25 protein-coding genes are annotated in these 26,184 nt (G+C 44.1%); 23 read left to right on the plus strand and 2 right to left on the minus strand.

Annotated elements, in window-relative coordinates; translation table 11 throughout:
• Nucleotides 1-6: 6 nt before the first annotated feature.
• Nucleotides 7-1,416 carry a polysaccharide deacetylase family protein gene (locus C6348_RS14000; protein ID WP_060597344.1) on the minus strand — a complete coding sequence of 470 codons (1,410 nt, stop codon included), beginning with the start codon at nucleotides 1,414-1,416 and terminating at the stop codon, nucleotides 7-9.
• A gap of 322 nt (nucleotides 1,417-1,738) precedes the next feature.
• Here C6348_RS14000 and C6348_RS14005 point away from each other — a divergent pair, with 322 nt between their 5' ends.
• The 4 genes from C6348_RS14005 to C6348_RS14020 all read left to right on the plus strand — a co-directional run bounded on the left by C6348_RS14005 (nucleotide 1,739) and on the right by C6348_RS14020 (nucleotide 5,052).
• Nucleotides 1,739-2,767, plus strand: coding sequence for a FecCD family ABC transporter permease (locus C6348_RS14005; protein ID WP_181185428.1), 1,029 nt, complete (start codon nucleotides 1,739-1,741; stop codon nucleotides 2,765-2,767).
• The gene (locus C6348_RS14010) at nucleotides 2,764-3,765 is read left to right on the plus strand and encodes a FecCD family ABC transporter permease (protein WP_106043551.1); all 1,002 of its coding nucleotides are present in this window, start codon (nucleotides 2,764-2,766) and stop codon (nucleotides 3,763-3,765) included. Before C6348_RS14005 ends, C6348_RS14010 begins: the two co-directional genes overlap by 4 nt.
• A 17-nt stretch (nucleotides 3,766-3,782) precedes the next feature.
• Nucleotides 3,783-4,688: an iron-hydroxamate ABC transporter substrate-binding protein gene (locus C6348_RS14015; protein WP_189293926.1), complete on the plus strand. Its 906-nt coding sequence runs from the start codon at nucleotides 3,783-3,785 to the stop codon at nucleotides 4,686-4,688.
• A 139-nt stretch (nucleotides 4,689-4,827) separates the two neighbouring features.
• On the plus strand, nucleotides 4,828-5,052 hold the full coding sequence (locus C6348_RS14020) for a phage holin (RefSeq protein ID WP_034660052.1): 225 nt from the start codon (nucleotides 4,828-4,830) through the stop codon (nucleotides 5,050-5,052).
• Nucleotides 5,053-5,140: 88 nt separating this feature from the next.
• Here C6348_RS14020 and slrR read toward each other — a convergent pair whose 3' ends face one another.
• On the minus strand, nucleotides 5,141-5,611 hold the full coding sequence (gene slrR, locus C6348_RS14025) for an HTH-type transcriptional regulator SlrR (RefSeq protein ID WP_034660051.1): 471 nt from the start codon (nucleotides 5,609-5,611) through the stop codon (nucleotides 5,141-5,143).
• A gap of 258 nt (nucleotides 5,612-5,869) precedes the next feature.
• Between slrR and C6348_RS14030 the strand changes: the two genes are divergently transcribed.
• From C6348_RS14030 to C6348_RS14120, 19 genes are all read left to right on the plus strand, one after another.
• Nucleotides 5,870-6,601, plus strand: coding sequence for a YveK family protein (locus tag C6348_RS14030; RefSeq protein WP_034660050.1), 732 nt, complete (start codon nucleotides 5,870-5,872; stop codon nucleotides 6,599-6,601).
• Nucleotides 6,591-7,274 (plus strand): CpsD/CapB family tyrosine-protein kinase, encoded by a 684-nt coding sequence (locus C6348_RS14035; protein ID WP_034316653.1) that lies wholly within the window; start codon nucleotides 6,591-6,593, stop codon nucleotides 7,272-7,274. The genes C6348_RS14030 and C6348_RS14035 overlap by 11 nt, the downstream gene beginning before the upstream one ends.
• A 164-nt stretch (nucleotides 7,275-7,438) precedes the next feature.
• A complete protein-coding gene (locus tag C6348_RS14040) occupies nucleotides 7,439-9,313 on the plus strand; it encodes a polysaccharide biosynthesis protein (protein ID WP_034660046.1) in 1,875 nt (624 codons plus the stop codon).
• A complete protein-coding gene (locus tag C6348_RS14045; RefSeq protein ID WP_106043553.1) occupies nucleotides 9,279-10,418 on the plus strand; it encodes a glycosyltransferase family 4 protein in 1,140 nt (379 codons plus the stop codon). Before C6348_RS14040 ends, C6348_RS14045 begins: the two co-directional genes overlap by 35 nt.
• Before the next feature lie 2 nt (nucleotides 10,419-10,420).
• Complete coding sequence (epsE, locus tag C6348_RS14050; protein ID WP_106043554.1) at nucleotides 10,421-11,260, plus strand: glycosyltransferase EpsE; 840 nt, start codon at nucleotides 10,421-10,423, stop codon at nucleotides 11,258-11,260.
• A complete protein-coding gene (locus C6348_RS14055) occupies nucleotides 11,253-12,383 on the plus strand; it encodes a glycosyltransferase family 1 protein (RefSeq protein WP_106043555.1) in 1,131 nt (376 codons plus the stop codon). Before epsE ends, C6348_RS14055 begins: the two co-directional genes overlap by 8 nt.
• Nucleotides 12,384-12,397: 14 nt before the next feature.
• Nucleotides 12,398-13,501 (plus strand): EpsG family protein, encoded by a 1,104-nt coding sequence (locus C6348_RS14060; protein ID WP_106043556.1) that lies wholly within the window; start codon nucleotides 12,398-12,400, stop codon nucleotides 13,499-13,501.
• A 27-nt stretch (nucleotides 13,502-13,528) separates the two neighbouring features.
• A complete protein-coding gene (locus C6348_RS14065) occupies nucleotides 13,529-14,551 on the plus strand; it encodes a glycosyltransferase family 2 protein (RefSeq protein ID WP_106043557.1) in 1,023 nt (340 codons plus the stop codon).
• A 5-nt stretch (nucleotides 14,552-14,556) separates the two neighbouring features.
• On the plus strand, nucleotides 14,557-15,585 hold the full coding sequence (locus C6348_RS14070) for a polysaccharide pyruvyl transferase family protein (protein WP_106043558.1): 1,029 nt from the start codon (nucleotides 14,557-14,559) through the stop codon (nucleotides 15,583-15,585).
• A 28-nt stretch (nucleotides 15,586-15,613) separates the two neighbouring features.
• Nucleotides 15,614-17,128: an MATE family efflux transporter gene (locus C6348_RS14075; RefSeq protein ID WP_106043559.1), complete on the plus strand. Its 1,515-nt coding sequence runs from the start codon at nucleotides 15,614-15,616 to the stop codon at nucleotides 17,126-17,128.
• Nucleotides 17,129-17,148: 20 nt separating this feature from the next.
• On the plus strand, nucleotides 17,149-17,742 hold the full coding sequence (locus C6348_RS14080; RefSeq protein ID WP_034660037.1) for a sugar transferase: 594 nt from the start codon (nucleotides 17,149-17,151) through the stop codon (nucleotides 17,740-17,742).
• Nucleotides 17,705-18,391, plus strand: coding sequence for an acetyltransferase (locus C6348_RS14085; protein ID WP_066030348.1), 687 nt, complete (start codon nucleotides 17,705-17,707; stop codon nucleotides 18,389-18,391). Before C6348_RS14080 ends, C6348_RS14085 begins: the two co-directional genes overlap by 38 nt.
• Entirely contained in the window at nucleotides 18,391-19,569 is a 1,179-nt protein-coding gene (locus tag C6348_RS14090) for a DegT/DnrJ/EryC1/StrS family aminotransferase (protein ID WP_060597334.1), read from the plus strand. Before C6348_RS14085 ends, C6348_RS14090 begins: the two co-directional genes overlap by 1 nt.
• A 149-nt stretch (nucleotides 19,570-19,718) precedes the next feature.
• On the plus strand, nucleotides 19,719-21,341 hold the full coding sequence (gene nikA / locus C6348_RS14095; RefSeq protein ID WP_060597333.1) for a nickel ABC transporter substrate-binding protein: 1,623 nt from the start codon (nucleotides 19,719-19,721) through the stop codon (nucleotides 21,339-21,341).
• A gap of 18 nt (nucleotides 21,342-21,359) precedes the next feature.
• Nucleotides 21,360-22,304 (plus strand): nickel ABC transporter permease subunit NikB, encoded by a 945-nt coding sequence (gene nikB / locus C6348_RS14100; RefSeq protein ID WP_095285770.1) that lies wholly within the window; start codon nucleotides 21,360-21,362, stop codon nucleotides 22,302-22,304.
• Complete coding sequence (nikC, locus tag C6348_RS14105) at nucleotides 22,301-23,134, plus strand: nickel ABC transporter permease subunit NikC (RefSeq protein WP_034660032.1); 834 nt, start codon at nucleotides 22,301-22,303, stop codon at nucleotides 23,132-23,134. Before nikB ends, nikC begins: the two co-directional genes overlap by 4 nt.
• A 4-nt stretch (nucleotides 23,135-23,138) precedes the next feature.
• Nucleotides 23,139-23,954, plus strand: coding sequence for an ABC transporter ATP-binding protein (locus C6348_RS14110; RefSeq protein WP_170938419.1), 816 nt, complete (start codon nucleotides 23,139-23,141; stop codon nucleotides 23,952-23,954).
• A 13-nt stretch (nucleotides 23,955-23,967) separates the two neighbouring features.
• Nucleotides 23,968-24,783 carry a nickel import ATP-binding protein NikE gene (gene nikE, locus C6348_RS14115; RefSeq protein ID WP_106043560.1) on the plus strand — a complete coding sequence of 272 codons (816 nt, stop codon included), beginning with the start codon at nucleotides 23,968-23,970 and terminating at the stop codon, nucleotides 24,781-24,783.
• Between the two features lie 62 nt (nucleotides 24,784-24,845).
• Nucleotides 24,846-26,171 carry an MATE family efflux transporter gene (locus C6348_RS14120; protein ID WP_106043561.1) on the plus strand — a complete coding sequence of 442 codons (1,326 nt, stop codon included), beginning with the start codon at nucleotides 24,846-24,848 and terminating at the stop codon, nucleotides 26,169-26,171.
• Nucleotides 26,172-26,184 lie beyond the last annotated feature (13 nt).

Raw genomic sequence — 26,184 nt, forward strand, 5'->3', positions numbered from 1 at the left:
CTGTGTTTACTGCACAGGGGCTTGTTCATGCCGTTCTTTTGTTAATTGTTCAAGTTCACTTACTGTGACCAGCTGATAGCCTTGTTTGGTGAGCTCATGGATGATCTTCACTGCTGCTTGAGCTGAGCTGTCATAAATATCGTGCATTAACACTGTTCTGCCATCTGCTGCATGTGAGAGAACGTGGTTTGTGATCTGCTGACTGTTGCGAATTTTCCAATCCTCTGGATCAACATCCCATAAAGAGACCTTCATCCCAACCGCTTGATTGATGTCTTGATTTGTTCCACCATATGGCGGTCTAAAGTGCGTAGGTGTATACCCGCTCGCTTTCTCAATCAACTGCTGGGTGTCCTTCACTTGTTTCACCGCCTCCTTTAAAGGCAGTCTTGTTAATAAAGGATGACTGTAAGAATGGTTTCCGATTTCATTCCCGCCTTTTAGAATATCTGCAAGCATACTAGGATAATACTGCACCCTGCTGCCTAATACGAAAAAGGTCGCATGTCCTTTATTTGCCTTTAATGCATCTAAAATTTTTGATGTTGTCGCTGGGTTCGGACCATCATCAAATGTGAGGGCGATGGCTTTTTTATTAGGGTCAAGCTTTGATTTTTGCGGCAGCTTGACGGCTTTTCTTTTCGGATTTGGTTCTTTCATTTCATTTTGGTTATTGGTTTTATTCATATATTCTGGCTTTAATATATCTTTCAGCAGCGTCTTTTTAATTGCGAGTGTTTGCGGACCAAGATCCTTGTCGGCTACTTGAGATGCTGGGAAATAAAATTCTACATATTTCTCTTTCAAGGCAAATTGACTGAAGTTTTGAGCAGTAGGGGCTGTTCCTTTCTGAAGGAGAGTCTGATCCTTAGATAAGGTTTTGTCCTTTTGAAGCTCTGAATATGTAATGTAGGATAATTTCTTCAAAAAGTTGGTTTTAGGCAGAAATAAATCTTTTGTGTCAAGAAAGGTTTTTTTCTGAAAATCATAGTTGATCGTGAGATGATTGGTGGTCCCATTTTGCTGACCTGTATAGGTATAAGTCGTAAAGCGAATAGCAGCAGACTGCTTCGCATAATGCACCATATCATAATCAATATTCAGTTCAAAGCGTTTGTTTTCATCGATGTCCTTGGCTTCACTAAACGTCTTTTTGAAATGCTCTAATGCTGAATTGGCGTAGCTTTGAATCTTGTCATCTAGCTGTTTTTGATGAAAAAGAGGATAGTTGACTGCATATCTCATAAATTTCCCGTCATTTACGAGAGTAACGATTTCGACGTTTTTATAGTTCGTATCCTGCTTTACATTTTTCTTCTCTGTACCGCTTGCTTGTTGATTTTGAAAGAAAGCAACGACTCCAATGATGATCGCAAGTGCAAATAGGCTGATACTCCATTTTCCCTTTAATGACACAACGTTCAAATCTCCTCTCATGACGGGCCATTCTTTATCAGTTTGACATCTGTTTGTAATATTTTTATAACATTTGACTTACTTTTGTAATTTTAGAGGATGTTCAGGCGGAATGTCAACTATTTTCCTATTAAACTATGAGAAAAAATGATAGGCCATTCCAAACGAGCAAAAGGCACCTCATTTTGCTGCCACGCACATACCTTCATTAATTAAAAAAAAGGGCGTACATTGATTTTTCAGAGGCAGACGGCTATAATTTTGATGATTATGATTCTCATTTTCAAACTGACTTTTAATGAAGAAAAGGATGACACCGATTTTGCAGGATAAGCGAACACCTCAACAAAAACGATCATCACATATTCTGTTCTTTTTGATATTTTTTCTCGCCGTCATTGGTTTGGCGGCTGCCATGTTTTTGGCTGTGTCATATGGTGCCAAAACATTGTCTCTGCAAACGGTTTGGACAGCTGTATTTGACTATCAGTCAGATGTCACAGAGCAGCAGATCATCCATGAATTAAGACTTCCTCGTGTTTTAGGAGCAGCTCTTGTTGGAGCGGCATTTGCCGTAGCAGGTGCGCTCATGCAGGGCATCACAAGAAACCCGCTGGCAGATGCGGGGATTCTGGGCATTAATGGCGGTGCGATGTTTGTGGTCGCTCTCTGTTTTGCCTTTTTCCCAGAAATGCCTTATTCGGCACTTATGTTTTTTTCCTTTATTGGTGCAGTGCTTAGTACGCTGCTGATCTTTGCGATTGGGGCGGCTGGTGGCGTTTTGACACCGCTGCGCTTAACTGTAGCAGGAGCCGTTGTGGCTGCATTGCTTCATGCGCTTAGCTCTGGGATCGCGATTTATTTTGACTTGAGTCAGGACCTTGCGTTTTGGTATGCAGGCGGTGTGGCTGGTGTGAAATGGCCGCAGCTGACGATTCTTGCCCCAGTCATTCTGATAGTGATCGTATGGGCGATGCTATTAGGGCGTTCACTGTCGCTGCTGTCGCTCGGTGAAGATGTAGCGGCAAATTTAGGGGTGAAAACACGACAAGTGCGAATACTAGGAATGGCAGCTGCCGTATTATTAGCAGGGGTTTCTGTATCAGCAGTCGGATCGATTGGATTTGTCGGTCTTGTCATCCCGCATATCGCAAGAAAGCTGGTTGGTGTAAACTATCGTTTCGTCATTCCGATGTCGGCGATATTAGGCTCGGTGCTGCTAGTCTTTGCTGACCTTGCCAGCCGCACCGTTAATCCGCCCCGAGAGCTTGCCATTGGCGTGATGGTGGCACTTGTCGGTGTTCCTTTCTTCTTATATATTGCCAGAAAAGAAGGGAGGAACCTGTCATGAGAGAGAAACAGCGGGCTCTTGTCGTGACAGTCGTTTTGCTTTGTTTGACTGCGGCTGTTGTGCTGTACAGCTTAAATACCGGCACGCTGAAACTAAGTCCTCTTGTGGTCGTCAAAACGTTATTTGGCTTTGGGGATTTTCAAAGTGAAACGGTGCTGTTTGACTATCGTCTGCCTCGAATCGTGGTGACGATGCTGGCGGGAATTGGTCTTGGCATTGCGGGCGGCATTTTGCAGAGCTTATCTCGTAACCCGCTGGCCGATCCAGGAATTATTGGACTGAATGCAGGAGCAGCATTTGGCTTAATCGTGTTTGTGACGTATTTCCATGCACTAGAAGGCAATCCATCTCTTCTTATTCCGCTCTTTACATTTGGCGGAGGGCTTCTTGCGGCAGCGGTCATCGTGCTTCTGGCGTATGACCGGCAGGAAGGGCTTGTTCCCATCCGGCTGATCCTAGTAGGAATTGCGGTTGCGGCGGGATTCAGTGCTTTGACTTTATATTTGTCATTGAAGCTGGATGAAGATACTTACACATTTGCTTCAAGATGGCTTGTCGGTAATGTCTGGGGGAGAGACTGGATTCATGTGTTAGCGCTTCTGCCTTGGATTGTATGCCTTGTGCCGCTTACGCTGATGCAGTCAAACACGCTCAATGCATTGACATTAGGAGATGCTGTCGCCTCAAGTGTAGGTGTACGTGTCCAGCGTCAGCGTCTCCTTTTGCTGACCTTGGCTGTTGGTTTGGCGAGTGCAAGTGTTTCGATGACAGGCGGTATTGGTTTTATTGGACTTGTCGCCCCGCATTTGGCAAGGCGGCTTGTCGGCTCACTCCATCAGTATTTTTTACCGGTTAGTGCGCTGCTTGGCTTGTTGATTTTGGTCAGTGCCGATACAATAGGACGTTCCATCTTTGCCCCAAATGCCATACCAGCGGGTGTGGTTGTGGCTTTTATTGGCGCACCTTATTTTCTCTATTTATTAACAAAAACGAAATAAACGTGAAAGAGGAACTCATCATGAAAAAATTACTTGTGCTTGGTTTAATGCTCTGTTTCATTATGCTTGCCGCTTGTGGTCAACAGGAAACAAAGAATACAACAACTCAAAATGATCATGGAACACCGAAAATTGCTTCCTTGTCTATCCATTTAACCAATGACTTATTAGCACTCGGTATCAAGCCGGCAGGCTCTGTTGTAGGAGGGGACTTAAAAGATTTCCTTCCACATGCGAAAAAGCAGCTGAGTGGTACGAAGAAGCTGGGCATCGCAGCCGATCCCGATATGGAGTCACTGCTTGCATTACAACCAGATGTCATTTATGTCGATGAAGAACTAGCTGGACAAGACTTATCGAAATATAAGAAAATCGCCAAAACGGAAGTGTTTAATTTAAATGACGGCACTTGGCGTGATCATTTGAAAAAAATCGGCAAGCTCGTCAATAAAGAAAAAGAAGCCGATCAATATATTCAGGATTACAATCAAGAAGCAAAAGAAGTCAAATCGCTCATCAAACAAAAGATTGGAAACGGGAAAGTAATGGCGATCCGTGTGACGGCAAAGGAGCTTCGAGTATTTAGCATGAAGCGCCCAATGGGTCCTATTTTATACGAGGATTTAGGTCTGACACCTGTCGATGGTGTGAAGAAACTGGACAGCAAGCGGCCATTTGAAGTGATTTCTCAAGAGGTTCTTCCTGACTATGATGCAGATGCTATCTTTGTCGTCGTGAATCGTGATGATAAAGCGCAGCAGGCATTCAAGCAATTAGAAAAGACTCCGATTTGGAAGGGTCTAAAAGCCGTGAAGAAAAATCAAGTCTATCCGATTGCCGATCAGCCATGGCTCGATTACTCAGCACTAGGCAATAAAATGGCATTGGATGAAGCAAAAGAGATGTTTTCTACATCAAAATAAAATGAAATCAGGCATCATTCCTTTTATGGGAATGATGTCTCTTTTTTTGATCTGGTCTTCTATTCATTCGGTTTTTGCATACATATGAGAGAGAACGAGCAGTACCGCCCGTGAAGGGGAAGAAAGGGAGGGGATACAGTTGAAGGTTCAAAAAATTAGTGCAGGTACAATCGCAAGGCTTGTGCTGCTTTTGCTCGCGCTTGTCAACAGTGCTCTAACCGCTGCGGGAAAAAGCCCAATTCCTATTGATGAAGAAGGTATTCAGCAATTTATCACGTTAGCCTTTCTTGGGATTACATCACTATGGGCCTATTGGAAAAACAATGATATAACGAAAAAAGCACGAACAAAAAAAGAAGAATAAGAGAAAAAAGAGCCTTTTCATGATAAAAGGCTCTTTTTCAGCGAAGCGTCAAACGCCTCTCCCCGCAATTTGACTCTTCCTGAAAGGCTTACGCCCGTCGTTCTCCCATGTTGGCGAGGAATGCTTTTACTTCCTCAATGCTTAAGCCGATAGCTTTCGCCTCACTCATCAGACGCTTCCACTCTGATATATTCGAATCAGTCAGCTTTCTATGAGTGACATGTAACGTCTTTTCTTCCTGCTCCTTTCGGTACGTTTGGAGCAGCTGATAGAGTTCTTCTTTCGGCATGCCGGATTGGACGGCATTGACGATATGCTCCCGCCATTCGTGTTCACCACCCTCAGAGTAATGAAACATCATCGTCTCTGCATCAAACAGCTCTTGTAAATCAATTTCTAGTGAAGAGGATACCTTTTTTAAAAACTGGACAGATGGATTTCTGTGGACACCACGCTCAATTTTACTCAAATACGACTTAGAGACATGGGCATCTTCAGCCAGCTGCTGAATGGAGTATCCTTTCCTCTTTCGGTAAATGCGTATCACCTTTCCTATCATTCTTATCAATGATCTCCCTTCTCCCTGGCGAATCGTACTGCGACCTTTTCGTTCATTATAAGAAATAAATTGTTCTTTATAAAATTCAAAAACGTAAGAAACAGGAAGTAAACAAAAGAAAACGAACGATTTCGTTCTTTAAAAAGAACTATAAGACCTATTATGACATTTTTCTTTGCGGGTATTATCTTTTATAATCCAATCATTAACAAAAAGAAACCATATATAACCTTTTTATAATGAAATCGGGAGGTATCTATGAATGAGAATATAGGTTTTAAGCAGCTGTTTTCTGTCATTAAAGAGAAAATGGCCCTTCTGATCCTGATTGTCCTGATCGTAACGGGCACTTCAGCCTACTATCAGTTCTATGTCTCGACTCCTGTATATCAGGCAACCACTCAAATTCTTGTTCATAAACGCAGCAATGACGCACAAGCAAACTTAAACGATATTCAGATGAACCTTCAATATACACGTACCTTTCAAGTTTTATTAAAAAGTCCGATCGTCATTGAAAAAGTAAAAGAAACACTCAACCTCACAGAATCAGCTGAAGGATTAAAACACAAAATTGCCACAAGTACAGAAAATGAGTCTGAGGTCATCAATATTTCTGTACAAGATGAGGATCGCGCAAAGGCAGTCGCCATTGCGAATACCGCAACAGAGGTGCTGCAAGAAGAAATCAAAAAAACCATGAATATGGATCGCATTAATGTTTTGTCTGAAGCCAAGCTGTCCAATACGATTCTCATGAATTCAAGAAAATTCGTTCATATCGTTCTGGCACTAGGTGCCTCTTTATTAGGGGGGATGACACTCATTTTCTTAATGAATTTACTCGATGATACTGTAAAACGAACACATCAAATAAGAGAAGAGATCGGATTGCCGTCGCTCGGAAGTGTCTATCAGATGCAGGCAGACAGGAGGGCAAAAAAAGACAAGCAGTCCGTCATAACGGGAGGACAGAACATTGATCTTTAAGAGGAAGAAAAGAGAAAAGAGAGATTTATCCTGTATTTCTGTATTAAATCCTCACTCTGTCATTGCAGAACAATTCCGTACAATCCGAACTAACATCGAATTCACATCAATCCAAACAAGGCTGAAATCCATATTGGTGACATCCTCCTTGCCGAAGGAAGGGAAATCATTTACGGCTGCAAACCTAGCAGCTGTTTTTGCACAGCAGAAAAAGCGGGTGCTGCTGATGGATGCTGATTTGCGAAAGCCGGCTGTTCATGAATATTTTGACCTGAGTCATCACACGGGTTTGACCAATGTACTATTAAATAATTGCAGCTTGGAGGAAGCTATTTTGCCTACACCCATTGAGCATTTAGAGCTGCTTCCGAGCGGAACCATTCCGCCGAATCCAGCTGAGCTGCTCTCCTCTTCTGTCATGAAGCAGCTGTTTTATGAAATTGAACAGCAATATGACATGGTGATTGTTGATTCCGCACCGCTTCTGCCAGTGGCCGATGCAAAGATCCTGGCGAACCGGACCGATGGGAGCATTCTTGTTGTCTTAAGCGGCAAAACAAAGATAGCGGCTGTGAAGAAATCAAAAGAAGTGTTAGAAGGAACAACAGGTAAACTGCTTGGGGCTATGCTAAATGGCAAGAAAGAGAAAAAGGGAAGGCTGTATATGTATTAACAAGATTGATAGGTGATGTCTCCTAATCTTTAACAATGGAGGCACTCGATCCTGCTGTGGGCATGACAAATGCCTTAGATGCTCGTCATCAATAGTGGGGTGTGAGGACGGGTTTGATGCCCATTTTACGTAAGAATAGTGATGTTGAAAAAGGGGGAGGAGCGTTGACTTACGCCCAAAGATTATCAATCATCGTGGCACTAGATTCATATCTCATCTTAGTTGCTGTCTTTTTTGGCTTTCAATTTGTCCAAGAAGCGGCGTTAACTGTTTATACATTTGAAATGCTCGTCATTTCTTCGCTCAGTCTGCTCATTGGGCACCATTTGTTTTCGTATATTTTTCACGTGTACAAGCAAGTATGGGCTTATACAGGGGTAAGAGAGCTATTTTCTTTAATGAAGACCTTTGTGTGTTCTTTTTTATTTTCAATGGCAATGCTGTACCTTTTCGTGCAGACATGGCCCTTTCGGTTTTTGTTCATTGTGTGGCTTTTCCACGTATTATTCATCGGCGCATCTCGAATGGCATCCCGGCTATTTCATGATGGTGCAAAGCGGCTGCAGGTAGAAAAGGAGCGGGCCTTAATCATTGGCGCCGGATCAGCCGGGACCATCATCGTTCGTCAGCTTCAGCAATCGAGTGATGTACATATTGAACCAGTCGCCTTCATAGATGATGACAAGACGAAGCATAAGCTTGAAATCATGGGACTGCCTGTTCTAGGGGGAAAAGAACAGATTCAAACAGCTGTTGTGATGATGGATATTCAAAAGATCATCATCGCCATTCCGTCCAAAAGCAGCCATACCTTAAAAGGGCTGTATAAGGAATGCGTAGCGACTGGGGTCAAAACGCAGATCATGCCAGAGATGGAGCAGATTTTAAAAGGAACTCATGCGCTGAATCAATTACGGGATGTACAGCCAGAGGATTTACTCGGAAGAGAACCGATTCAATTAGATTCAAGCCGTCTATCTGTCCATTTAAAGGGGAAAACGATTATGGTCACAGGGGCAGGCGGATCGATTGGGTCAGAAATCTGTCGTCAAATTTGTGTGTTTGCTCCTCAAGCGATTGTGCTTGTGGGACACGGGGAATTTAGCATTCATTCTATTTTACTAGAGCTGAAAGAAATTTATGGGGACACCATCAGTCTCTATCCACAAATTGCAGATATCCAAGATAAACAGAAAATGAGTGAAATCGTTGGTCAGTTTCAGCCGGATATGATTTATCATGCCGCGGCACATAAGCATGTCCCGCTCATGGAGATCAGTCCAAAAGAAGCAGTGAAAAACAATATTATCGGGACAAAAAATGTCGCAGAAGCTGCACATGAGCACGGCATTGAAACATTCGTCCTCATTTCCTCTGACAAAGCGGTCAATCCTGCCAATGTGATGGGCGCCACAAAGCGGTTTGCTGAAATGCTGATCATGCAAATGGGGGCAGGCAGTGAAACAAAATTTGTAGCGGTTCGGTTTGGAAATGTACTCGGAAGCAGGGGAAGCGTCATTCCAATTTTTAAGAAACAGATCGAACAAGGCGGGCCGGTCACGGTCACGCACCCAGCGATGACAAGGTATTTTATGACCATTCCAGAAGCATCAAGGCTTGTCATTCAGGCGGGTGCATTGGCAGAAGGAAGACAGATTTTTGTATTAGATATGGGGGAGCCAGTGAAAATTGTTGACCTCGCAGAAAACCTCATTCACCTCTCAGGCTATACCACAGACCAGATTCCGATCACGTTCACAGGCATTCGTCCTGGGGAGAAAATGTATGAAGAATTACTCAACCAGCATGAAAAAGCACAGGAACAAATTTTCCCGAAAATTCATATCGGCCATGCGCTGGATGGTGATCCATATGTGCTGAACCGCTTTATCCATGAATTTGACATGATGAGTGAAGAGCAAATGAGAGAAGCATTGTTTGCTGCCATCGAATCGCATGATTTGTTGTCTGAACAGATGACCAGAGAGGAGGAAGCGCTTGCCAATGAAGAAAAAAGTCTTGTTTTGCGCAACGGTTGACTATCATTTTAAGGCATTTCACCTTCCATATTTCCGGTGGTTTCAGGAACAAGGATGGGAAGTGCATACAGCAGCAAATGGTCAGCTGGAGCTGCCCTATGTGGATCAAGCGCACTCAATTCCGATTCAGCGCTCCCCTTTTCATGTGCACAACCGGTTTGCGTATGTGGAGTTGAAGAAGCTGTTAGCGAAAGAGCACTACGACTTCATCCATTGTCACACACCAATGGGAAGTGTCATTGGCAGACTTGCAGCCAAAAGCACGCGCAAAAAAGGGACGAAGGTTCTTTACACAGCACATGGCTTTCACTTTTGGCAGGGGGCGCCGCTTCAAAACTGGCTGCTCTATTATCCAATTGAGCGATGGCTCGCCCGCCATACAGACGCTCTGATCACCATTAATGGAGAGGATTTTAAAAGAGCAGATCGTCTATCAAAAGAGCGTTCATCTGTCTATTATGTTCCGGGTATGGGTGTGGATATGAAACGATTTGCACCAGTTAATCAAAAAGAGAAGCAGCGTCTTCGTGCAGTCTATGGCTTTTCTTCGGAAGATTTTATTGTGCTGTGTGCTGGCGAATTAAATGCGAATAAAAACCAAGGGATGCTCATCAAAGCATGTGCCCAGCTATATAGGAAAATATCAAATGTGAAGATCGTGTTTGCCGGGGAAGGCACAATGAGGCCGATGTATGAAAAGCTGGTTTGCGGGCTCCATCTTGAAAAGCATGTCCACTTTGCTGGTTTTTGCAAACAAATTGAGGAATGGATGCATATGAGTGATGTATGTGTGTCGACTAGTCTGAGAGAAGGCCTCGGCATGAATCTGCTTGAAGCGATGTCTGCGGAAAAACCAGTCATTGCAACAGAGAATAGAGGGCACTGTGAGCTTATCAGACATGGCGTGAATGGTTTTTTAGTCAAACCGCATGATGTAAATGGCTTGGCTGAATATTTGCACCAGCTCTATCACAAAAGGGATCAGCTGCCCCTCATGGGAAAAGCGGGACGCTCCTTAGCGCATGCATTTGCACAGGAGCAGGCGGTGAGTGCTATGGAAGAAATTTATACAACCTATATGGATCAAGCAGAGAAGGTGATGTGAGCATGCGTAAGCCAAAGGTGTCTATCATCATGGGCGTCTACAATTGCCAAGACACAGTAGAAGAAAGTATTGAATCCATTCTTCATCAAACATATGACAATTGGGAGCTCATCATATGTGATGACGCATCAACAGACGACACCTATGAAAAAGTGCTGTCTTATACAAAACGAGACCCTGAAAGAATTCGCCTTATCCGCAATGAGCATAATCAAAGGCTTGCTGCCAGTCTGAATCGCTGTCTAGCTGAAGCAAGGGGAGACTTGATTGCACGGCAGGATGGCGACGATGTATCAGTATCAGTTCGTTTAGAAAAACAGGTTCATTTCCTAGAAACACATCCTGAATATGATGTGGTGGGTACGGCGATGACGGTGTTTGATGAATCGGGTACAAAAGGTGTACGTGCACTTATTTCAGAGCCTGATCGGAAGGTGCTGGCAAAAGGGACTCCTTTTTGTCATGGAACCATTATGATGAGGGATGCTGCATACAAGGCTTTACATGGGTATCGCTCTGTGAAAACAACAAGGCGGATGGAAGATATCGATCTGTGGATCCGTTTTTTTGCTGCGGGGAGAAAAGGCTTTAATTTACAAGAGCCGTTATACCTTGTGAGAGAGGATGAAGCGGCCTTTAAGCGCCGTAAGTTTCAATATTCGATAGATAATGCCTGGCTCGTTTTAAAAGCATGCTGGTTATTAAAATTGTCGCCGGTTCATTATCTGTTTGCAATAAAGCCGGTGGTTCGCGCCTGTTTATCACCGAAGATCATGAAATTTTATCACCAGCGGAAGCTGGAGGCGTCTTTGTTGAAAAGGAGGACGATTCGGGATGAGTGAGCCAAAGCGTGTACTCCATATTGTGGGCGGGATGAACCGCGGCGGGGCTGAAACGATGATCATGAACATCTATCGTGCACTCGATAGAAATGTCCTTCAATTTGACTTCATTACCCACCGAAAGGATGTCTGTGATTATGATGAGGAAATTCAGAGGCTCGGGGGACGTATCTTCTACGTCCCAAGTATTGGGGCATCCTCTCCTTTGGCATTTGTGAAAACATTGACAAAGACAATCAAACGAACAGGACCGTATCAGGCAGTGCATGCCCATACGGATTTTCAAACAGGCTTCTCCGCACTTGCTGCGAAACTGGCGGGTGTGAAGGTGCGTATTTGTCATTCTCATAATACAGCTTGGAAACAGTCGCCAAACTGGGTTGACCATATAATGCTCAAAGGGTTTCGCCAGCTGATCTTTGCATTTTCTACACAGCTTGTTGCATGCGGTGAGGATGCCGGTTCCTTTTTATTTGGGCAGAAAAAAATGAAGAATGGACAAGTTGAGGTGCTGCCGAATGGGATTGATTTATCCCTTTTCTTTCAGCCTGATCCAGACGAAAAGGTGAAGATCAAAAAGCAGCTGGGTCTTCACGAAAAGAGCATGATTATTGGTCATATTGGCCGGTTTCATGAGCAAAAAAATCACGTTTTTTTTATGGAACTGGCACAGACCTTAAAGAAGCAGGGGGTCTCATTTCAACTTGTCCTTGTAGGGGATGGACCGCTGAGGCAGGTGGTTGAATCATATGCGGAGAAGGCAGGCTTGTTAGACGACATTGTCTTTACAGGCGTCGTATCAGACGTTCCGCAGTATATGAAAGCATTTGATGTATTTGTGATGCCATCTTTGTTTGAAGGACTTCCGCTTGTATTAGTGGAAGCACAGGCATCTGGATTGCCTTGTGTGATTTCAGATCATATTACAGAGGAAGTGGATTTAGGCTGCGGTCTTGTGAAAAGAATGTCGCTGCGGGATTCTGCGCATGAATGGATGAAGGCGGTGCTTGAAGAATATCATGCAGAGCCTCCTCTTCAAGAGACCATTACGTCCCAGCTTGAACAAAGAGGATTTGATGTCAAACAGAACATCACACGTGTGATGAATGGATATGGACTGTAAGGAAGGAATGGCAGATGGCGGTTTATTTGGTGAACATGATTTTGGTCTATTTATGGTCGAGCTTTGCCGCATTTTACGGCAGGCGTGATGATACCATTCAAAGCGGATGGCGGCCTAACAAGATTCTGGTGTTATTTCCGTTTTTGTTTCTTTGTATTGTCGCTGGTATTCGGTACAAAGTAGGAACCGATTTTGTCACATATGGACAGATGTATGAGTTCTCCGTCAATTATGAAAAGCCTTGGCATATATTCGGATTTGGTGTGGACAAGGCGGCCACTGACCCAGGATTTACGTTTATTTTATGGATGCTCAATCAACTGTCCCGTGATCCGCAAATCATGTATATCTCGGTTGGGGCGATCACCTATTTTTTTATCATCAAGACGCTCATTCAATATGGCCGTCCCTTTGAGCTGAGTATGCTGCTTTTTCTCGGCACTTTTCATTATTACGCTTCGTTTAATGGCATGCGTCAGTATATGGTGGCTGCGGTTCTTTTTTATGCCATCCGTCTTGTGATCAATGGTCAGTGGAAATTGTATTTTCCGCTTGTCCTCGTATGTTCATTGTTTCATTCATCGGCTCTCATCATGATTCCTGTGTATTTTATCGTGAGAACAAAAGCATGGTCTTGGATGATGCTGGTCTTATGCATGATTTTCTTAGGGTTAACTGCTCTTTATGACCGCTTTGTTTCCGTGTTTGTCGTGATGCTGCAAGGCAGTTCATATGGGCATTACGAGGAATGGCTCACAACGAATACGAATGGAATGAATGTGACAAAAATTGGTGTGTTGGTTTTGCCGCTTTTGCTTGCTTTCCTTTATCGAAAACGACTTCGTGAGCTGACGCCTGAGAGTGATTACGTTGTGAATTTTTGTTTGCTCGGTTTCTTGTTTGGCATCCTTGCTACAAAGGATGTCATTTATGCAAGATTTCATATCTATTTTGGCTTGTATCAGCTTATTTTACTGCCATATTTCACACGTATTTTTGATCAGCGGTCTAATGTCTTTATCTATGTAGGGATTGCTGTTTGCTATATTCTGTACAGCATCATGCTGATGCCGTTCGATTCATCTGTGTTACCGTACAGGACGATATTTACAAAGTAGATTTGGAGAAAGGTGGGGCATGTTGTAATGCCAGCTATCAGTCTATTGGTCGCAGTCTACAATACGAGTCAATATGTGGAGCAATGCCTTCAATCAATTGCAGATCAAAGTTTTTCAGATATAGAGGTCATTCTCGTGAATGATGGATCGACGGATCACAGCGGAGAATATCTTGAAGCGTTTGCTGCGCAAGATCAGCGCTTTCGGGTCATTCATCAAACCAATCAAGGGTTAGGCGCTGTGAGGAACCGGGGCATCGAAGAAGCAAAAGGGACGTATATCGCCTTTATTGATTCAGATGATATTCTCGCGCCTCATTACTGTGAAGCCTTGTATGAAAAAGCTGAAATGACCGGCGCAGATCTTGTTGTCAGTGAGTACTGGATTCAATTTGAACAGTCAAAGCGAACCATACCAACGACGCTGTTAGCCGAGCGATCAGCCGAAAAGACGAGTTTAATTGAAGCGTTATTGCACGGAGACATTACGGGGTTCTCATGGAATAAGCTGTATCGGCGTGCCTTTATCGAAGAACATCACATTCGATTTCCGCTGCGGGGAGAACTTGAGAACATAGAAGATCAATATGTGACGCTGCGCTGTTTTTCTTTATCACGCAGCATCGCCTTTGTTCATGAACCTCTTTATTACTACAGGGTTCATCTGTCATCTATTGTGCAGCGATATCAGAAGCAGTATTTTCATCATGGACTGACCTTTTATCATGCGCAGCGCTTGTTTTTGAAAGAATATGATGACATCTCTCTGTATGAGAAGGCACTTGATTTTTTTATTGTCAATCATACTCTTCATTGTATGCTCAACGAATGGAAGAGCCAAAATGCCCTCTCTATTCGGGAAAAGCTTGATCACATGCGGGAAATGGTGACACACGAGGCCTTTCTGCATGCCGTCAAACAAGTGGAACCATCGAAGCTCACCGCTCGAAAGCGAATGATTTTATTCCTTGCTAAGTGCCGGCTGGTTTATCCGCTTTCTGCCGCCGCTTCAAGCTATCAAAAATGGATCGAATATCAAACAAGGAAATAGGGGTGATGAGATTGACATTGCAGCAATTGAAGGCGCACGCCGCAGAGTGGCTGCTTTTAAAGGTTAAATATCCGCTTGAGTATCGACTGAGCCGCCAAAGCCTGCCAGAGCTGAGTCATCAGAAGAAAATCATTCTCACGCTGCTGCCAGGGCATGATAATTTAGGGGATCATGCGATTGCCTATGCGAGTTATTGTTTTTTAAAAGAGCACTTTCCCGCCTACGACATCATGGAAGTGGACATGAAAGAGATCTATCGCCTCGCCCGTCCGTTAAAGCGTATGCGGCACCCAGAAGACATCGTCTGTATCATCGGTGGGGGCAATATGGGGGACTTATACCGTTATGAAGAATGGACGAGACAATTTATCATGAAGACCTTCAAGTCCTATCCGGTGATTCAACTGCCGGCCACTGCCCATTTTACAGAAACAAAGAGAGGAAAAAGAGAGGAACGCCGCGCCATTCAGACATACAAACATCATCCAAGGCTGCTTCTCATGGCAAGAGATCAAACAACCTATACTTGGATGAAGCAGCACTTCCCTGATCAAGATGTGTGGAAACAGCCTGATATGGTGCTGACATTAGACGAAGCATCAAAGGAACAAAAACGTGAAGGGGTTCTGCTTTGTCTGCGTGAGGATAAGGAAGCCTATCTCACCAAGGAGAGGCGGCAGCAGCTGCAGCAGCATATTCAAGACACGTATGATCAAGTCGGTTTCATCACAACGACAATTGGCAAACGAGTTGATCGAACGACTCGCTTAGATGAATTATCTGCCTTATGGACAGAGTTAAGAAAGGCGCAGGTCGTCGTGACAGACCGGCTTCATGGCATGATCTTTTGTGCGATTACGCATACACCATGTGTTGTCCTCAGGTCGTTTGATCATAAGGTGATGGAAGGGTATGAATGGGTGGCTCATCTTCCGTTTTTGACGCTATTAAAAGAACCGAATGAGGCGGCTGTGAAAGAGGCGATTCATCAGCTGATGAAAACGAGCGGACAAAAGGGAGAGGAAGCTGGATGAAAGCTTTTAAACGCTGCGTGAAAACAAAATGAATCGAGCGTTTCTTTACAATGCCAGTGCAAACTTCATGACGTTTGTCTTGATGATGCTTATGTCTGTTTGTTTAACACCGTACATCGTTCATACACTTGGAGTGGAAGCATTCGGCTTAATTCATCTGACGCAAAATATGATCAACTATTTATCGGTTATTACGGCTTCATTAAGTGCTGTTGTGGTGCGCTTTTTTTCTGTGGCGGCTCATAAAGGAGAAATGGAGAAGGCGCAGCGCTATCTCTCATCTTATTTCGTTAGTTCCATTTTTTTATCGATCAGTCTTTTTCTGTTTTGTCTGTTCATGTCCCGTCAGCTGGTAGAGTGGCTTCATGTGCCTGTTCATCTCGCAAAAGACACACAGACCGCTTTTATATTAGGGGGTCTTTTATTTATGCTCAATTTTGTCATGTCCGGCATTGGGGCTGCGCCGTTTTATGCGAATAAGTTATATGTATCAAGTGTTGGTCAGGCCATTCAGATGTTTTTGAGGGCATTTATGATTATGATGCTGTTTACATGGACGGCACCAGCCATCTGGCATATTCCGCTTGCGGCCGTCATAGGAAGCTTGGCGGCTATGGGAATCGGTATCTATTATTTTAAAAAACTCATTCCTTGGTTTTCGTTTAAGTGGCGGCACGTCTCATTATCTTCTAGTCTCACACTTGTTCGATCAGGGGTCTGGCATTCTTTTGAGCAAATGGGGATTTTGTTGTTTTTACAAATTGACTTATTGATGACCAACCTGCTCATTGGAGCGGAAGCGACGGGACAGTATGCGGCGATTTTACAATTCCCATTATTATTACGCACACTCGCAGGGACACTGGCGGTTGTATTTGCCCCAACGATCACGAAATTTTACTCGAATCAAGATGAAGAAGGTCTCATCCAATATGCAGCCAGTGCCATTAAATGGAGCGGTTTATTTGTCGCGTTCCCAGCCGCTCTACTAGGAGGGCTCGCCGGTCCGCTCATGCTTTTATGGCTTGGACCTGCCTTTGAAGAGCTGAAATGGCTTCTCATGATTCATGCAGCTTATTTATGTTTGACCTTGATGTTTTTACCGCTGACATATGTGCCGACCGCTTTTAATCGATTGAAAGTTCCAGCGGTGGTCACGCTCATATTAGGAGTATCCAATGTGCTTTTTGCCTATGGATTGACTCATATGCTTCAGCTTGGCTTATATGGCATTGCCTCAGCAGGAGCGATAGTTTTATTGATGAAAAATATCGTGTTTCTGCCATTTTATACGGCCCGCATCACGAATCAGAAACGCACCATCTTTTACAAACATACATTGGTTCCACTTGCAGGAGCACTCATGATTTGGGGCGTCTGTGCAGGGATTCAGGCGTTTTATGACGTGAACTCATGGTTGGAGCTGTTTTGTATTGGTGGTCTTTGTTTCATTATCTATATGGGCTACTTGTATCAATTTGCAGGAACAAAACGAGAGCGGCAGCAGCTGGTGCATAAGGTAAAACAAGCTGTTTCCCGCTAGTGAGATAAGGAGATTTAATGATGAAAAGAATGTTAGATGTGATGGTGGCATTGACGCTGCTCATCGCAGGCAGTCTTCTTTTTCTTCTGATTTATGGGCTGATTCGGTGGAAAATTGGGACGCCTGTGTTGTTTCGGCAGAAGCGGCCTGGTCTGTATGGCCGGCCATTTATGCTATATAAATTTCGGACGATGACCGATGAACGCGACGAGCACGGGGGGCTCCTGCCAGATCATCTTCGATTAACAAAAACCGGCGCCTTGATTCGCAAGCTCAGTCTTGATGAATTGCCGCAATTAGTCAATGTCCTAAAAGGAGAGCTCAGTCTCGTTGGACCAAGGCCTCTTCTGATGGAGTATCTGCCGATGTATACAGAGGAGCAAGCAAGGCGCCATCTTGTAAAGCCTGGCATTACTGGATGGGCACAGGTGAATGGAAGGAACACGATCTCCTGGGAGGAGAAATTCACCTATGACCTCTGGTATGTCGAGCATCAATCATTTTGGCTTGATATGAAAATTTTATGGATGACCTTGCTGAAAGTCATCAAAACAGAGGGGGTGCAGCAGCCGCATCATGCCACAGCTGAAAAATTCAAAGGAACCGATATGTAAAGAGCAACCCATAGGTTTAATTGGGGCTGGCGGGCATAGCAAAGTCATTCAGGAAATGATTGTTGCACATCCCGATTACTCATTATGTGCCGTATTAGATGATCAATTTGAAGAGGAGGCCACTCAAAGCGGCATCTTGTATGGACCGATCTCCATGAGTCAACAGCTGAGAGAGACAATGCCTCATATGAAATGGCTGATTGCTATTGGGCAAAATGAGATGAGACAGCTAGTAAAGGAACGCCTCTCATTTGAAAACAAGGCGTTTGCCACACTCATCCATCCAGAGGCGGTCATAAGTCCATCAGCGGTGATTGGAGGGGGAACTGTCGTGATGGCAAGAGCAGTGGTTCAAGCAGATGCAGCAATCGGTGAACATGCGATTATCAACACAGGATCTATCGTAGAGCATGACTGTATACTCGAATCGTTTGTGCACCTATCACCAGGAGCAGTGTTAACTGGCTGTGTGTCTGTACGAATGGGTACCCATATTGGGGCAGGTGCTGTTGTGATACCCGGGATATCGATCGGAAGCTGGACAATCATTGGCGCAGGAGCCGCAGTAACAAAAGATATACACGATCAGAAAGTCGCTGTAGGCATTCCTGCAATAGAAATCAAAGATCGGAGAGAAGGTGGGAAATGATGCAAGAAAGGAAACGAATTTACTTATCACCACCGCATATGAGCGGAAAAGAGTATCTGAAAATAGAGGAAGCTTTCAAGAGTAACTGGATTGCACCGCTTGGACCTCTTGTGAATGAATTTGAGCAGGCAGTCGCACGCTATGCAGGAGTGAATGCAGGAGCGGCTTTATCTTCTGGAACAGCAGCAATTCACCTTGCATTAAAGCTTATTGGCGTTCAAAAAGGTGACATTGTCTTTTGTTCCACCCTCACATTTGTTGCAACTGCAAATCCGATTTTATACGAACAAGCCACACCCGTTTTTATTGATTCTGAAAGAGATACATGGAATATGTGCCCGCTTGCTTTAGAGAAAGCCTTTGTGGAATCAAAACGACTTGGAAAAAGACCCCGTGCTGTTATTGTCGTGCATTTATATGGACAAAGCGCAAAAATGGACGAGATTCTGGCGTTGTGTGAAGCATATGATGTACCAGTCATTGAGGATGCGGCTGAATCGTTAGGTGCTCTATATAAAGGGAAAAAAAGCGGCTCAATGGGCAGGTTCGGTGTCTATTCGTTTAATGGAAATAAAATCATTACAACATCAGGTGGCGGTATGCTTGTGAGTGATGATGAAGCTGCGATCGAACGCTGCCGCTTTCTCGCTTCACAGGCTAGAGAACGCGCCATGCATTATGAGCATCAAGAGATAGGATACAACTATCGCATGAGCAACCTGCTAGCAGGCGTCGGGATTGCTCAGATGGAAATATTGGACGAGCGTGTTGAACAGAAGCGACGCATTTTCAAGCGTTATCAGGATGCTTTATCTAAGGTAGAGGGCCTGTATTTCATGCCAGAATATCAAGGCACCAAGTCCAACCGCTGGCTGACGACATTGACTATTGATCGTGATAAGAGAACGTCTCCAGTGGACATCATTGCTGCACTAGAAAAAGAACAGATCGAAGCAAGGCGTGTATGGAAGCCGCTGCACCAGCAGCCGCTCTTTCGTGATTGTCCTTTTTATTCAGCAGCGAAAGGCACTCCCGTATCTGAGTTGTTATTTGAAACAGGGCTTTGTCTCCCCTCTGGAACAAGTATGACAGAAGCTGAACAGGATCGTATCATTGACACACTTCGTAATGCCCTGCGAGAAAAAACATTCACCTCTTCACAGGCTGCTCATTCGTAAGCAGCCTGTCTCTCTTTCTATCAAATTCATCAATTAATGGAATAAATAGGTATATGTATTGTCAATTCGTTTTAAATATGATATTGACAAAGGGGTCCTTCCTCCTTAAAATGAAAATGATTATCAGCGTCAATTAGGAGGAACATCTTATGTCTATTTGGAGTAAATTTTTTCCGAAAATTAAAATAAATACAGTATTACCTTTCCTGCTAATCTTTTTATTAGTAGGCTGCTCTCAAGCAAACAATGGAGCAGAAGGAAACAAGGATCATCCTGACATGATCACGATGGCTTGGCCGAGAGATATTGGCGAAATGAATCCGCACGTATACAACCCATCGCAATTGTTTGCACAATCAATGATTTATGAGCCATTGGTCAGCTATCAAAAGAATGGAAAGCTAAAACCTGAATTAGCGAAATCATGGGATGTTTCAAAGGATGGCAAGGTGTATACTTTTCATTTAAGAGACAATGTGACGTTCTCAGATGGATCTGAGTTTAATGCTAACATTGTGAAAAAGAACTTTGATTCCATCTTAAAAAACAAGGATATACATAGCTGGTTAGGTGTTATAAAAAAAATCAAAAAGACAGAAGCAGTAGACAAGAAAACGTTTAAACTCACATTAACAGAGCCATATTATCCAACTGTTCAAGAATTAGCAGTTGTCCGCCCGGTTCGTTTCTTAGGCGAAGCAGGCTTCCCTAAAAACGGAGATACGTCAAAAGGAATTGAAAAACCAGTGGGGACAGGCCCTTGGGTATTAAAAACATACCAAAAAGATGACTATGCCATTTTCGAACGAAATGATCATTATTGGGGAGAAAAACCAAAGGTTAAAGAAATTAAAGTCAAGGTGATCCCAGATGCGGAAACGAGAGTCATGGCATTTGAAAAAGGCGATGTAGATGTCCTTTACGGAGAAGGAACCATTAGCCTTGATGCCTACAAACAGCTAGAGGCGAGCGGCAAGTATGAAACAAAAATGTCAGAGCCTGTAGCAACGAGACAGCTTGTCATGAACACAAAAGTGGATCAGCTGTCAGATGAGAAAGTGCGTCATGCCCTTCAATATGCTATTAATAAGAAATCAATGGTAGAAGGTGTCACCTCTGGCTTAGAGGATGAAGCAGATCACATATTGCCGACCAACATGCCTTACACATCTGATATTAAGGTGAAGTCTTTCCAGTATGATGTAGACAAAGCGAAAGCATTGCTGGATGAAGCAGGCTGGACACTTCCAAAAGGAAAAACCGTTCGTGAAAAAGATGGAAAAGCGCTTGAATTTAGTATGATGTATGACTCAGCAGAATCGATTCAAAAAGCGATGGCTGAGACGCTTCAAGCAGAATGGGGAGCCATTGGCGTTGGCGTCAAACTTGAAGGTGTGGAGCTGGCAACACAGGTGCAGCGCTTTAAAGCCAACAAATTTGATATGAACTTCTTTAGCAACTACGGAGCGCCTTATGATCCGCATACATTTATGAACGTCGTCTCATCAGATGGTTTTGGATTCAAAGAAGCCATCTCAGCCTATCCAAATAAGGACAAGCTGATCAAAGAAATGAGCGAAATTCCATCAACAACCAATGAAAACAAACGAAAAGCACTTTATTCGTCTGTGTTATCTTCATTACAGGATCAAGGGGCGATTGTGCCAATCTCTTATTTTAAAAAGACAGCCGTTTATCAAAAAAATGTGAAGGACTTTGAGTTCCCAGCAAATCGCGATGAACATCCATTCACAGGCATTAAGCTGAAGTAATAGAAGGAAGGTAAGGAAATGGGCCGCTATATCGTCAAACGCATGCTATCAATCATCCCTGTATTTTTATTAGCCACACTTTTTACGACTGGTATGATTCACCTTTCACCAGTTGACCCGGCTGAGGCATATTTAGCAGCGGCTCATATCCAGCCTACGGATGAAATTTTAGCGCAAAAACGAAGTGAATTTGGTTTAGACCAACCGTTTTATATGCAGTATCTTCACACCATTGAAAAAGTCATTCACCTTGATTTTGGCCAGTCGTATATGTCGAACCAGCCTGTGCTCAATGAGGTGATCTATAGAATACCAGCGACGATTCAATTGGCGCTGACTAGTCTGCTGATAGCTATTTGTGTCAGCATTCCGCTCGGCTTTTTCAGCGGCATGAGGAAAAATGGCGTCGTTGATCATATGAGCCGGCTTATTTCTTTTTTAGGAGCATCTATCCCGACGTTTGTCTTGGGGTATTTGCTCATCTTCTTTTTTTCAGTGAAGCTCGATCTTTTACCAGTTGAAGGGGTCGGAACATGGGAGCATCTCATCCTGCCGTCGATCACACTGGCCGTCCCTTTAATTGCTACGTATACAAGGCTATTACGATCAAGTGTGAGTGAGGCGCTTCAAGAGCCTTTTGTTCAATATGCGAGAATCAGAGGATTAAAGGAACGGTCGATCATGTTCAAGCATGTATTGAGAATCGCGATATCGCCAATGCTGACAGGGCTTGGGGTGAATCTTGGCAAGCTGCTGACAGGAACCATTATCGTAGAGGCGGTTTTTTCATGGCCGGGGTTTGGGCGCTTCTTTATTGAAGCGATCTTTAACCGGGATCTGCCGGTCATTCAATTCTATGTCCTCATGGCAGCATGTATCTTTATCTTGAGCAGCTTGATTGTGGACTTGCTCCAGCTGATCATTGACCCCCGTATTTCCAGAAAGGAAGGCCGCCACCCATGATGACAAAAGGAAAATATCTCTTCTCTCATCAAAAGATGATCTCGATCTGTGTGGTGCTCCTTGGTCTATTGCTGATTGTGACAGTATGTGCACCGTGGATCGCTCCACATGATCCGGCGGCTGTCAATCTAGCGATGAAGCTAAAGGGGTCTTCGTGGGAGTATCCTCTTGGGACAGATCAATTAGGCCGATGCAATTTATCTCGAATTTTATATGGTGCACGTGTTTCACTAGGCTGTGCGTTATTAATCTTTCTCTCTTCTTTATTGATTGGGTTAATCGTTGGTTTGTTGTCAGGTTATAAAGGCGGCTGGATCGATCACGTCTTGATGAGAATCTGTGACGGGATCATGGCATTCCCGAACCTGGTGCTGATTCTTGGATTAGTCGGCATCTTCGGTCCTGGACTTTCTCAAGTAGTGCTTGCCTTGATGCTGGTACAATGGGTATACTATGCTCGCGTCTTTCGAGGAATGGTGCTGAGTTTAAAAGAACAGAACTTTATTGCTGCCGCAAAAATCAGCGGGACGTCCCACTGGAACATCATGAGAAAGCATATGATTCCAAATGTCCTGCCGCCGCTCGCGGTCATAGGTACACTCGAAATGGGCTGGGCGATTATGGACATTTCTGCGATGTCCTTTCTCGGATTAGGCGTTCAGCCTCCTATGCCTGAATGGGGAGCAATGATCCATGAAGGGAAGTCGTACATTCAAACGAATCCTCAGTTGATGCTGTACCCAGGTCTTGTGATTATGGCTGTCGTGGTCCTCTTTAATTTACTAGGAGAGGCCCTCTCAGAGAAATATGGTATCAAACGCCGTGTGTAAAGGAATGATCGATGTGCAAGAGTCCATTTTACAAATAGAGAACCTGCATGTGCAGACGAAAACGCCTCATGGGACAACCTCTCTTATTCAGGACGTATCGTTTGAAGTAGGGCGTGGTCAAATCGTTGGATTAATAGGTGAGAGCGGCTGCGGGAAAACGGTGACAAGTATGTCGATCTTACATATGCTTGACCGGAAAACAACGGAAGTCACTGGCAGCATCACATTACAAGGACGAGAATTGATCGGTATGAGTGAAAAGGATATGCGCTCTATTCGGGGCAAAGACATCTCATATATTATGCAAAATCCAATGAACAGCTTTACACCAGTATGGTCGATCGGTCATCAGCTGATTGAAACCATCCGCCGGCATACCGCTGTCAGTAAAAGGCAGGCACAAGCGAAGGCAATGGATGCGTTAGCGCAGATGAATCTGCCGCAGCCAGATAAGCTGTTAAACAAGTATCCCTTTGAACTAAGCGGCGGTATGCTGCAGCGTGTCATGATTGCCATGGCTGCCTGCATGCACCCGCCTCTTCTCATAGCAGATGAACCAACAACTGCTTTAGATGTACACACGCAGAAGCTGGTGCTTGAGCACCTAAACCAAATTCGTCATGAGTATGGAACTGCCATTTTGCTCATTACTCACGATCTTGGCGTCATTGCAGAAATGGCAGATCAGGTTGTCGTCATGAGACAAGGAGAAATGGTTGAAAAGGCAGAAGTGCTTGAGCTTTTTGAAAACCCCAAGCATGATTATACAAAGAAACTATTAGCAGCTCGTCCATCCATCCCAGCTGTTTGCCCGATTTGAGGTGAGAAGGCCCTTGAATTTATTAGAAGTGAAAGCAGTTAGTCATTCATACAACAGCCGGTCTTTTCTGATGAGAAAAAAAGGCGCAGACCAAGTCTTAAGCGGCGTCAATTTAATCATTGAAGAAGGCACATGCCTCGGATTGCTGGGGCAAAGCGGCGCAGGGAAAAGTACACTAGGCCGCATCATACTTGGTCTAGAGAAACCAAGAGCCGGTCAGGTCCTTTTTGAAGGGCAGGATATATATTGTGCAGATCAGCGAACACGCAAACATTATCGCCGGCATGTGCAAGCGGTGTTTCAAGATTCATATTCGGCGGTGAATCCAAGGTGGACAGTCGAACAAATTTTATCCGAGCCGCTTGAAAACTATGAAGCTATGAGCCGACAAGAACGCAAAAACGTGTTGATTCACTGGCTGGAAAGAGTCGGGCTCAGTGAAAAGGACTTGTCTAAATATCCGCATCAATTCAGCGGCGGCCAGCTGCAAAGGATCAACATCGCAAGAGCCTTATTGCTGCAGCCAAAGCTCGTCGTACTGGATGAATCCGTCAGCAGCTTAGACATGGTTACACAGGCTGTCATTTTAGATTTATTAGTAGAATTAAAGAAGGAACTGGGTGTCGCTTACTTATTTATTACACATGATATGACGGCAGCCTATCATGTAAGTGATCAATTGGCGATATTGGATCAAGGTGAACTTGTTGCTCAATTTCAATCAAAGGATGATTTCTTTTCATCAGAAGAGACAGCGGTGCAGAAAATGAGAGATGCAATGCTCGCAGACCATCCTTTGTCCCGAACAATTGGCAGACCGGTTCGGTAAATCTTCATTTCATCAACGCCTCTTTTAGAAGAGGCTATTTTTCATGAAAGGCAGGTGGCATCGTGAACCATCGAGCGTATTTAGCTTTGGCCATTCCTTTAACCATCTCAACGATGACCACTCCATTACTTGGAGCTGTTGATACAGCAGTTGTCGGTCAGCTCGCCAATCCCGCTTATATTGGAGGCGTCGCGGTTGGCAGTCTCATTTTCAGTACACTATATTGGCTCTTTGGTTTTTTGCGGGTGAGTACATCTGCTTTTGCCGCCCAGGCAAACGGGGCGCAGAGTGAGGAGCAGGGCGTACTTGCTTTTCTAAGACCTTTTTTAATCGCCATCATTGTCGGCCTTTGTTTTATTGCCCTGCAATGGCCAATTATTCAATCTGCTTTTCTAGTGATTTCTCCCGCTGCGGATGTCCGGCAATTTGCAGCAGATTATTTTCATATTCGTATTTGGGGTGCCCCGTTTACCTTGATGAATTATGTGATATTAGGGTGGCTGATGGGAATGGCAAAAATGAAAGAAGCCCTCTCTTTACAAATCTTGATCAATGTCATGAATATGGTCCTTGCCCTTCTGCTTGTTCATGTGTTTTCGTTTGCAGTCAAAGGGGTGGCGGCTGCGACATTGATATCTGAATTAACCGCCTTTGTGCTAGGCGCATGGATCATCATGAAGCATTCAAAAAACGGGTTCCAGATGCCTTCTCTTAAGAAAATCATGGATACACAGGCAGTTCAGAAAATGTTTCATGTGAATAAAGATTTGTTTATTCGGACGATTTGTCTGCTAGTGGTGATTAACATGTTTACAGCAAAAGGTGCTTCTTTTGGAACAGAGATGCTGGCGGCCAATGCCATCTTATTTCAAATTCACTACATCATGGCTTATTTGTTCGATGGTTTTGCCAATGCATCCAGCATCCTTGTGGGCAGATCAGTTGGTGCAAATGACCGTACCCTTTATGAAAGAACTTTAACTCTTTCGAGACAGTGGGCACTTGTCATGGCATGCGTCATTGCGTCGGTTTATTTTCTCTTAAAAGAGCCGATCCTGAGCTTGTTTACAAATCTTCCCCGGCTTCTTGATGTGACATTAGGCTATGCAGACTGGCTCGTTCTCTATCCGTTTGCCGCTTGTTTCGGTTTGGTCATATACGGCGTATTTACAGGTGCGACAGAAATTGCCCCTGTCAGAAATTCGATGCTGTTTGCGATGATCTTGTTTATCGTTGTTCAAGCAGCGGTCACGCCTATTTGGCACAATCACGGATTATGGTTTGCCTTTATCATCTATACTGTCGGACGGTCTGGGTTTTTGATGATGTACAAATCAAGGCTGGATCAGCAGCTTTTCGCAAATGAAAAACACCCTTTGCCATCATGACAAAGGGTGCTCT

This window comes from Bacillus sp. YBWC18, assembly GCF_002998775.1.
GTDB lineage: Bacteria > Bacillota > Bacilli > Bacillales > Bacillaceae > Bacillus.

Bases quoted from the DNA above. Each gene is read 5' to 3' on its own strand.
- C6348_RS14070 (WP_106043558.1), top strand. From the start codon at position 14,557: ATGAGATTGACATTGCAGCAATTGAAGGCGCACGCCGCAGAGTGGCTG.
- C6348_RS14030 (WP_034660050.1), top strand. From the start codon at position 5,870: ATGAATGAGAATATAGGTTTTAAGCAGCTGTTTTCTGTCATTAAAGAG.
- C6348_RS14010 (WP_106043551.1), top strand. From the start codon at position 2,764: ATGAGAGAGAAACAGCGGGCTCTTGTCGTGACAGTCGTTTTGCTTTGT.
- C6348_RS14060 (WP_106043556.1), top strand. From the start codon at position 12,398: ATGGCGGTTTATTTGGTGAACATGATTTTGGTCTATTTATGGTCGAGC.
- C6348_RS14090 (WP_060597334.1), top strand. From the start codon at position 18,391: ATGCAAGAAAGGAAACGAATTTACTTATCACCACCGCATATGAGCGGA.
- C6348_RS14080 (WP_034660037.1), top strand. From the start codon at position 17,149: ATGAAAAGAATGTTAGATGTGATGGTGGCATTGACGCTGCTCATCGCA.
- epsE (WP_106043554.1), top strand. From the start codon at position 10,421: ATGCGTAAGCCAAAGGTGTCTATCATCATGGGCGTCTACAATTGCCAA.
- nikC (WP_034660032.1), top strand. From the start codon at position 22,301: ATGATGACAAAAGGAAAATATCTCTTCTCTCATCAAAAGATGATCTCG.
- C6348_RS14045 (WP_106043553.1), top strand. From the start codon at position 9,279: ATGAAGAAAAAAGTCTTGTTTTGCGCAACGGTTGACTATCATTTTAAG.
- C6348_RS14110 (WP_170938419.1), top strand. From the start codon at position 23,139: ATGATCGATGTGCAAGAGTCCATTTTACAAATAGAGAACCTGCATGTG.
- slrR (WP_034660051.1), bottom strand. From the start codon at position 5,611: ATGATAGGAAAGGTGATACGCATTTACCGAAAGAGGAAAGGATACTCC.
- C6348_RS14085 (WP_066030348.1), top strand. From the start codon at position 17,705: ATGCCACAGCTGAAAAATTCAAAGGAACCGATATGTAAAGAGCAACCC.
- C6348_RS14075 (WP_106043559.1), top strand. From the start codon at position 15,614: ATGAATCGAGCGTTTCTTTACAATGCCAGTGCAAACTTCATGACGTTT.
- C6348_RS14065 (WP_106043557.1), top strand. From the start codon at position 13,529: ATGCCAGCTATCAGTCTATTGGTCGCAGTCTACAATACGAGTCAATAT.
- nikB (WP_095285770.1), top strand. From the start codon at position 21,360: ATGGGCCGCTATATCGTCAAACGCATGCTATCAATCATCCCTGTATTT.
- nikA (WP_060597333.1), top strand. From the start codon at position 19,719: ATGTCTATTTGGAGTAAATTTTTTCCGAAAATTAAAATAAATACAGTA.
- C6348_RS14055 (WP_106043555.1), top strand. From the start codon at position 11,253: ATGAGTGAGCCAAAGCGTGTACTCCATATTGTGGGCGGGATGAACCGC.